The 7,781-nt window shown below is 65.8% G+C and carries 7 protein-coding genes; 1 reads left to right on the top strand and 6 read right to left on the bottom strand.

Annotated elements, in window-relative coordinates; genetic code table 11:
- Window positions 1-736: 736 nt before the first annotated feature.
- On the bottom strand, window positions 737-1,783 hold the full coding sequence (locus AB0G15_RS42895) for a hypothetical protein (protein WP_362851396.1): 1,047 nt from the start codon (window positions 1,781-1,783) through the stop codon (window positions 737-739).
- A gap of 79 nt (window positions 1,784-1,862) precedes the next feature.
- Complete coding sequence (locus AB0G15_RS42890; protein WP_362851398.1) at window positions 1,863-2,606, bottom strand: GntR family transcriptional regulator; 744 nt, start codon at window positions 2,604-2,606, stop codon at window positions 1,863-1,865.
- A gap of 202 nt (window positions 2,607-2,808) precedes the next feature.
- Here AB0G15_RS42890 and AB0G15_RS42885 point away from each other — a divergent pair, with 202 nt between their 5' ends.
- Window positions 2,809-3,279, top strand: a complete 471-nt coding sequence (locus AB0G15_RS42885) for a hypothetical protein (protein WP_362851394.1) — start codon at window positions 2,809-2,811, stop codon at window positions 3,277-3,279.
- A 63-nt stretch (window positions 3,280-3,342) separates the two neighbouring features.
- Here AB0G15_RS42885 and AB0G15_RS42880 read toward each other — a convergent pair whose 3' ends face one another.
- From AB0G15_RS42880 to AB0G15_RS42865, 4 genes are all read right to left on the bottom strand, one after another.
- Window positions 3,343-3,738, bottom strand: a complete 396-nt coding sequence (locus AB0G15_RS42880; RefSeq protein ID WP_362851392.1) for a hypothetical protein — start codon at window positions 3,736-3,738, stop codon at window positions 3,343-3,345.
- Window positions 3,731-4,630 (bottom strand): AAA family ATPase, encoded by a 900-nt coding sequence (locus tag AB0G15_RS42875; protein ID WP_362851390.1) that lies wholly within the window; start codon window positions 4,628-4,630, stop codon window positions 3,731-3,733. The genes AB0G15_RS42880 and AB0G15_RS42875 overlap by 8 nt, the downstream gene beginning before the upstream one ends.
- A gap of 1,671 nt (window positions 4,631-6,301) precedes the next feature.
- Window positions 6,302-6,994, bottom strand: coding sequence for a hypothetical protein (locus AB0G15_RS42870; protein ID WP_362851388.1), 693 nt, complete (start codon window positions 6,992-6,994; stop codon window positions 6,302-6,304).
- 8 nt (window positions 6,995-7,002) lie between these two features.
- Window positions 7,003-7,221 (bottom strand): hypothetical protein, encoded by a 219-nt coding sequence (locus tag AB0G15_RS42865; protein WP_362851386.1) that lies wholly within the window; start codon window positions 7,219-7,221, stop codon window positions 7,003-7,005.
- Window positions 7,222-7,781 lie beyond the last annotated feature (560 nt).

Below are 7,781 nucleotides of genomic sequence, written 5' to 3'. Positions count from 1 at the left end.
GCCGCGGCAGCCCTCCGGAAACGGCGTTGGCCGACCCGGGCCCGCTGGGGCGGCGGGTCGGCCGACTCGTTTCCGAGATCAGTTCACAAGAGGCCTTCGAGCTCTTCGGGTTCATGCTCGCCGGTTCTTCTCCGAGATCTCGTCTCGTTATCCAGCTCGTCCACGGACGACGGCACCGCACCCCTCTGCGCAGACACGCGAACGCCATGGACGCGGACACCGGATACCAGCCCGGGTGCCGGTATCTTCTCCAGCTCGTCCCGGCCCGCCTCACTGTCGGTGATGTGCGGCTCCGGGGGCTGTGCGTTGTGCGGCGGGCCGCTTTTTCTATAGGGGATTTCGGGATGTGCGGCCTCCGCACACGGCCCGCACATGGGTCCGCACACGCGCCGCACAGACCGCGCACATCTACAGAGAGTGACCGCACACGGTCCCGCACAGGGCCGCACACCGGCCGCATATCCCCGCGCACACGACCGCACACCGCCGCTCCTGGACGGGGCCGGCGCTACTCCTCCACTCCTCCTTCTGCGGAGGAGTTCCCCAGGGGCGGAGTCCTCGGTGAGCCATAGGCGCCCGTGTTCACGCGTACGCGCGTACACGCGTGTGTACGCGCGGGTCAAGCCCCCGGCCGTACGGAAGTACGGACTGCTCGGGCTCCCGTACGGGCCCGTACGGAGCGTGTACGGGAGCCCGTACGGAGACGGCCCGTACGGGGCCCGCGAGTCGGGATCTTCTAGCCAGCGTCCTTTACGGCGTAAAGGGAGACGCCCGTGGTCTCCGCGAGACGCCGGTCATCCTCGGTCTCCAGGCGATCCACCCAGCACCGCGCACACTCGCCGTCTCCTCGCCGTCCGGCACCCGGGTGCGTGGGGCAGGGCGGCTCCTGGAGAGCCCTGAGATCGCCGGAGAGAGGCAGAGAGGGGCGGGGGGGCGCTAGGTCCTGGAGACGAGTGGTCCAGACGGCGTACAGCGACCTGACCCCCTCCAGCTCCACCACCAACTCCCGTTGAAGAGCATCAGGCGTCCATCCGACTGTCCACGCCTGCGTGACCAGCTCGGCCAGCCGTTCGCGCTGTCGCTGCCCTGGCTGCCTCCGCCACGGCAAAGCCCGCACCCACGCCACCGCCTCAGCCGAGACGGGCGGGGTGTTCCCGGAGATCTCTCCCTCCTCCCCCTCCTCCGCAGTTACGACAGCAGGCGGGGCCTGTGGCGCGTGAGGGACAGGAGGAGGAGGAGGTTCTTCTTCCTTCTCTACACCCTCTCTAAAAACATCCGCCGCACCGGTGCGGCTACCCCTGGCCGCATCCATGCGGCCACCCCTCGCCGCACCGGTGCGGCTACCCCTGGCCGCATCCATGCGGCCACCCCTCGCCTCCTGGCGAGCCTTAGCGCGGGCGGCTGCACGCTCGTCCCACCGCTCGTGGTCCAGCAGCTCGTAGACGCTTGGCAAGTGCAGCCGGGGATTGGCCGGGTCGCGCCGTCGATGAACGTGGAGCAAACCCCGGTCCTCCAGGCGCTTGGTGGACCGGTCAACGGTGTCGAGGCTCCGGCCGATGCACTGTGCCAGCCGTGCGCGCGTCGGCACATCACGACCGCCAGGGTCAGGGTCGCTATCGCGCTCCTCCGCATCAACAAAGCTCGCCAGCGCGGCGTACAGGGCTTTATCGACCGGATCGACCGAACCATCTCTAGCTAGATCAGCATCAAACTTCACCCAATCGAGCCCGGCCGGTCGAGTCACCCGTGGGGTGAACGGGTCAGGGGCTGTGGGTACGCTCATCTGTGTCGTCCTTCTGCTGCCGTGGAAGTGACTTGGGGGTCGGGAGTTCCAGCTCCCGGCCCCTGTTTTTTTTGGGACGCTATCGCTGAAGGCTTGGGGCCAGCGGTAGGTCGTCGTACATGAGCGTGGTGCGTCTTGGAGTGGCTACGACACGCAGGAACTCCAGTGGCTGGCGGTCAGCATCTCGGGTAATGCGTTCGACTATGAGGACCGCCGCTCCTTCGCGTAGATGAAGTTCGGCAGCCTCTTCGCGGGTGGCGGCGCGGGTGCTGACAGCTTCGTCGGCCGTTACTGGCCGGTGCCCGGCGGCCGTCAGGGCTCCATAGACGCCACCTTCCACTCGGGCCCGGCCCGCGAGCGGAGTGCCGGCTACTAAAGCAGCGGAGTACCACGCAGTGTGGAGCTGGACGGGCTCGCCATCGATAGTGGCGTGACGGTCTCGTCGCACAACAGGCGTTCCAGGATCGATCTGCAAGGCAGCTGCCACGTCGGCAGGTGCGGCCTGCTCGCCGATGTCGAGCATCACCATGTCGCCATTGACCCCGGCCTGCTGACATGCGGTCTGCCAGGGTCCTAGCTGACCTCCGGGCTCCACTACCGATGCATACCGTGATAGCGGAACCGCTACAGGGCGCCGGTCAGCCACGATCGTGCCGCGCCCCTGATAGGTCCGAACTAGATCATCGGCTTCCAGGATCTTGATTGCGGCGGACGCTGTGGCTTTGCCTACGCTGAATCGAGCTCCGATCTCGTCCAGGCTGGGGAGCATTGTGCCCGGCCTGTACACACCGTTCTCGATCTCTTTCCGCAGTTCAGCAGCCACATGGCGATAAAGAGCAGTCACCAGTCACCTCCAAGGTTCAGGCCACAGTTCCGAACAATCCTGAGCATCACGCTACAGCCCCTTGACGGGGGGGCGGAAGGCAATCAGGCTCAGAGTTCGGAACTGTATTCCGAACTGTGCGGCCCTGGGGGGCAATCCCAGGGCCGCCGGACCAGACACCCGTGGAAAGGAACCCTGGCCCATGAACATCATCTCTCGGCTCGGTGCTGTGATCGAAGGCGTCAACCTGGTCTGGCGTGACGAGCTGGCGGCCAGCGTCGAGTGCTGCGGTGTGGTGCCGTGGTGCGGAGGAGAGCACATCATCTCGCCCAGCGGTGTGACTCATGTCCGGCGCGTAGCCACGATGACGCGCGTCGACGGAACTCCCGTCCTGGCGATCGCCGTGCGTCAGTGGCTCGGCGGGGACTACACGGGGCGCCCCGTCGTCTACGTGGAGACGGAGCACGAGGAGAACGACGACATCGGCATGTCGCTGGGCACACCGGACGTCCTGGCCCTGGCGCAGATCCTCACCTACGTCGGCGACGACGGGGAGCGCGTAGCGCTGACGCTGATGGCGGCGCATGAGCTGACGCTCTCGGAGCCGGTCCGCGAGTCGCTGACCATCTCGCGGAAGTGGATGCGGGAGAACTTGGCCTTCGCCTGCGCCTGACGACCGACCCCGAAGGCCCCCGGAGTGTCCGTTCCGGGGGCCTTCGGCATTCCTGCTGGTGTTTTAGCCAGCGGATTTACTGGCGGGAATGCCGATGTGGTCGAAGTAGAGCGCGAGGGCTTCGTCCACGATGTACTGCGGGCTCTGGCCGGTCGCCTCGACGGCGGCGGTCAGCCGTGCGTCGTTCTCCGCGAGGATGCGGATGGACAGCTTGGCCCGGTCCGGCCCGCGCGGTCGGCCGACACGGCGCGGTGGTCGTTTCGCTACCTTGGCCTTCGTCTTGCCCGTTGTCCGTGCTCGTGGGGAGGCGGCTTCGCCAGCTTTTTCGCCAGCGGAATTGCTGGCCTTGGCGGGAGCTTTCTCGCTGGCGGTCTTCTGCTTCTCTTCCGGTGGGGCGGCGGGGTCGGGTTCCCTGGTCTTGGCGAGTCCACGACCCTTGTTGATCAGTCCGCTAGCCACGGCTTGCCCTCCGTTCGATCAGCAGGTCCAAGAGGTCACCGTAGGCGGTGACCAGAGCGCGAGCTTCCCGGCCGGGGGCGCCGGTGATGGGCACGTGGGCGTAGCGGCATTCCTCCCGGATGGAGTGGTGGCGGATGACGTAGCGGGACACGAGCGCGGCGGCCTGGTCGACGTCGGCCACGGCAGCGGGGAGCGGGTCGCCAATGACCAGCTCGGGCCAGCGCTCGTACAGCTGCGCCTCGATCTCCCGGTGGATCGCCCGGATGTCGGGGGATCTGGGAACGTTGCTGCGGACGATGCCCGCGATGTTGATGTCCGGGTTGTAGCCCATCTTCATCTGCTTGATGGTGCGCAGGGCGTGCAGCGCGCCGTCCAGGCCGTCCGTGGTCAGCTCCACGGGAATGAGGACGTCCCCGTCCTCCAGCGCGGACAGGGCCGCGGTGACGAGCTTGCCGCCGGCGCGCGGGGGCAGGTCGAACAGGATCAGGTCGAACTCGTCGGCCACTGCAGACAAGCCCAGTTTGAGTCGCAGTTCGATTGGGCTGGTGTCGGTCTCGCGGTTGGCTAGCTTCCGCTCGGCCGGGAGCACGCGGACGGTGGCCGGCCAGCCCTCTCCGGCGGGGTGGATGGTCTCGTGGATCGCCTCGCGGGGGTCGATCGGGTCGTCGTCGCTGGGATTGACCGCGAGAAGATCGTTGACGGTGAACAGTTCGATCTCGCCGGACTCGGTGATGGGGATACCCAGCTCGATGCTGGCGGTGGCCCTGGGGTCGAGATCCGCGACTAAGACGCGCATCCCACGATCGCCTGCGACCGCAGCGATGCCGGTGGTCACGGAGGTCTTCCCCACTCCTCCCTTCTCGGAGTACTGGGCGCTGCGGACGGTGTCCACGATGATCTCCTCTGATCGACGTCACTGCGAGGCAGTCATCCCACGAGGCCAGCGTCTATGCAAGCGTCAACATTGGCATTTCCGCTGGCAGAAATGCAGGCTGTTTAGCCAGCTAATTGGCTGACGGATGATGCTCGGTGGCAAGTCCCGACGTAGGAGGGGCGCGGCAGTCGATCGCCCTGGCCCTCATCGACGAGTTCCGGAGTGGGCGATCGTCACGGCCTTGGCCCGACTCGATCGATCGAGGGGGTCGATCGTCGGCTCGATCGAGGGTCGATCGATCGGGTGTATCGGGAAATACCTTGGTCCGCTTCGATCGAGTCGGGCCGGGAGTCGGGGGAGATCTCGATCCTGAGAGTCAGCGGCCGGCGCAATGCCGAAGGCACCCCGTAGGGGCCGCGTAGCGGTTGGGCCAACGGCTGACTCGGACCCGTGGGCGGCGGGCCGGTCCAGCGTCGGCGGTCGATGGGCCAGTGCGGCGGCCGGGGGGTGCGGCGGGCGGCGGGGTCCGGCCGGGCGCGCGGGGCGGGCGCGGGACGGGACCGGCCCCCAGGCCGCATGCCCGGTCCCGATGTCCGTCCCGCGCGCCCGGCCGCGCCGCGCCGTGCGGCGGCGGCGGCCGGGCCGCCGCCCTTGACCCCTATAAGAACAATTCGGCAATTCTCGTCTTGGCAACGTTGAAGGCCCCGCGGCTGCGCTTCGTCGGTCGCCGGTCTGCTCCTGGTGCTCGTCGACGAGTCCCGGATTCTTTCGGCAACCGGTCGTCGGTCTGCTCCTGGTCGGCGGGGGCGTTTGCGGTCTTGCTGCCGACGGTGAACGAGGTTACAGCGGGGTAACTGGTCGGCGAGACGTTTGCCAGTTCCTTACTGCGGGCGGTGGATACGGTGCACAACCGGCCCTGTGACCCATGTCACATTTTTTTCCTAAAATTTCTACCGCAGCTAGTCAAGGTGTCTCGTTCGAGCAGGCAGGGGTACTGGACATCCCCCATTGTTCTCATTCATTTAGCGTCTGACAGAAACCTTGACAGGGACAGCCGAATTGCATGACCGCATTGCCACCCCTAGCGTCTGTTCGGAGTCGATCGTCCGGTGGAGCTCGCCGGACGGACCGGCCAGCCCCCGGCGCGTGCCGGGAGAAGGAAGGGGACCGTGAAAACGGACTCCCCTGAAGAAGAAGAACCACGGTCCAGCAGCGCAGCTGATAAGGCTCGCGCACGATTCTGGAGGGCCCGCACCTACCTCGCCTACGCGAGGTTCGGAGTGTGGTTGATCTGGATGGTGCTCAGCGCTGGTGATGCTCCCCCCGTGGATCATCCCCTCCTGTAGGGGATGAAAGGCCTCCTGTCCAGTGGTTGGGGAACCCTAGTCGGCAGGAGGCCTTTTCACGTCCTGAGGTAAACGGTCCAGCGCCCTGAAGGCTCGCAAGCTTCCGTGCACATGTCAATTTAAGGGCAAGATGACCCGAAAAGCTTCGGCGCTGCTCACCAGGGTCGTAGCTTCACGGGACGTGACCGGTCGGAGAACCACAGCCTCGTTCACCAGCACCAGCGGCCCGCAGCCGCGGGCCGCCTGGAAGACGTAGAGAAAGTTCTCATCCGTGCCTTGTGAGGTGCGGGCATGAGGAACGCCCCGTCCTGGCACGCTGGGACGGGGCGTTCATGGTGATCGTCTAGCTGGCGATCTTGTGGGTTTTGGCCAGGCGGATTCGGCGCCAGGCCGTGGTCCACCGGGCGATTTCGTCTTCGCTGCCTCCGCAGCCGATGATGAAGCCCTCCACGACCTTCATGGTGGGCAGGCGGGACGGCTTGTTGGGGTCCAGCGCCGTGCTCAAGGTGCTGACCGCGACGGCGCCCCTGGAGTTACGGGCGATCTCGTGGAAGGACGGCTCCTTGGCCCAGATCTGAAAGTCCCTCATGCACTGGAGGAACTGTTCCTTGGTGGTGGCCGCGAGCGGGTTGGGCTTGAGGTCGTCGTGGCCCTCGACGTCCTCGCGCAGCGTCTGCTGTGAAGGTGTTGCCGGCGCCTCGTTGAGCCGCGTGTGGAGCAGCCTCTCGTGGCTCGACTTCCCGGTGGTGCTCTGGAGCAGCGTTCGCGCCTCGCTGGCTATCTCCCAGAGTCGAAAAAGTCGGTCGATCTCGGCCTGCGAGAAAACAGATGCCTGGAGCACGTGCGCCACTATGTTCCGGGGCGGGAGGCCAGTACGCCCTTCGACGATTTCGTCGAGCATGCCCGGCTTCAACCTGGCCGTACGGGAGATTTCCTCCCTGCTCTTTCCGCCGATCTGAACGGCGCGGTGGAGCTCCAGGATGAATGTCTCCCGGGCCGCGTCCGCGAGCCTTCTCCTGGAGGTCAGTACCTCCAAGGCTCCCATTAGAGGGCGCCCGGGGGCTGAAGGCGGGGGAGCGCCTTGACGAGCTTGATGGCCGCGCCGATCACGGTGGTGATCAGCAGCAGGATCAGCTCGGCGGAGAGCCCGAGGAGGTGGGCCGTGATCACGAAGATCAGCAGCAGGATGAGGAAGATCAGCAGCAGACCTGCCGGGGTGGCGGGGGTCGGCTGGTTCGAACGGATGCACGGCACGTTAGGCATGCGCGCATCACCTCCAATGTTGTTTTTGTTTGCCTGACCAGGCACGGATTGAATTGGGCTCACGAGCACGCCCGAGGGTTGCCGCCCTCGAACAGCCGTGCGCATAGGGCAATGATGACGTATCGGTCCGTTCTCCTGCGCACAAAGGAGAAACGGACAAAGGTGACAATTTGCGCTATCTGCGCAGGGATCCCCACAAGGCCATACAGTGTCGGTCACCGACGTTCATGGTTGTTCAGCTTTGTTCACGTTTGTTCGAACAAGGTCGGCGTAGTTCAAAGATGGCCAAGGAGCCCGCAGGTGGCTTCACTAAGTACGTGCTAGCACTCATGCTTGCCTCTATGACAAGACGTTAGCCCTCTACGGAGAGCTGGCCGCTTGTATACCTCGCTTCGGCGAGTTCCTTTGATGTCGTTTTTCGTCCTGACCAGGCACGGATCAAAGGTTGTGGAGGGTCCTGCCGTTGCCGCGGCAGCCCTCCGGAAACGGCGTTGGCCGACCCGGGCCCGCTGGGGCGGCGGGTCGGCCGACTCGTTTCCGAGATCAGTTCACAAGAGGCC

Origin of the sequence: Streptosporangium sp. NPDC023825 (assembly GCF_040639575.1) — a bacterium.
In the GTDB taxonomy this organism is placed as follows: Bacteria; Actinomycetota; Actinomycetes; order Streptosporangiales; family Streptosporangiaceae; genus Streptosporangium.
Note: the sequence above shows the minus strand (reverse complement) of the source record. Positions and strands in the feature narration are given on the sequence as shown.